5 tRNA genes are annotated in these 516 nt (G+C 54.5%); all 5 read left to right on the forward strand.

Features of this window, described 5'->3' with window-relative positions:
* Positions 1–5: 5 nt before the first annotated feature.
* Positions 6–81: transfer RNA gene (locus HP570_RS29220), tRNA-Asn, on the forward strand.
* Between the two features lie 7 nt (positions 82–88).
* A tRNA-Ser gene (locus HP570_RS29225) sits at positions 89–179 on the forward strand.
* A gap of 24 nt (positions 180–203) precedes the next feature.
* Positions 204–280, forward strand: a tRNA-Met gene (locus HP570_RS29230).
* A gap of 8 nt (positions 281–288) precedes the next feature.
* Positions 289–373: transfer RNA gene (locus tag HP570_RS29235), tRNA-Leu, on the forward strand.
* 14 nt (positions 374–387) lie between these two features.
* Positions 388–461: transfer RNA gene (locus HP570_RS29240), tRNA-Glu, on the forward strand.
* Positions 462–516: the final 55 nt, after the last annotated feature.

A 516-nucleotide genomic window follows, 5' to 3' on the forward strand; every position in this document is an offset into this window, starting at 1 on the left:
AACGTTCCTCGGTAGCTCAGTTGGTAGAGCAATCGGCTGTTAACCGATCGGTCGGCGGTTCGAGTCCGTCCCGAGGAGCCATATATACGGAGAGTTACCCAAGAGGCCGAAGGGGACGGTTTGCTAAACCGTTAGTATGCGCAAGCGTAGCGAGGGTTCGAATCCCTCACTCTCCGCCATATGTTTTAATCTCATAGCTTCATGGCGGTGTAGCTCAGCTGGTTAGAGCGTTCGGTTCATACCCGAAAGGTCGGGGGTTCGAATCCCTCCGCCGCTACCATATTAGTTGCGGTCGTGGTGGAATTGGCAGACACACCATCTTGAGGGGGTGGCGGGGCGACCCGTGCGAGTTCGAGTCTCGCCGACCGCACCATATTTCTTAATCTTGGCCCGTTGGTGAAGCGGTTTAACACAGCAGCCTTTCACGCTGTCATACAGGGGTTCGAATCCCCTACGGGTCACTTAGAAAAATCCCTACATCTTGTAGGTGATTTGGAGGCTTAGCTCAGCTGGGAG

The sequence above is a fragment of the Brevibacillus sp. RS1.1 genome (genome assembly GCF_013284365.1).
Lineage (GTDB): Bacteria > Bacillota > Bacilli > Brevibacillales > Brevibacillaceae > Brevibacillus > Brevibacillus brevis_D.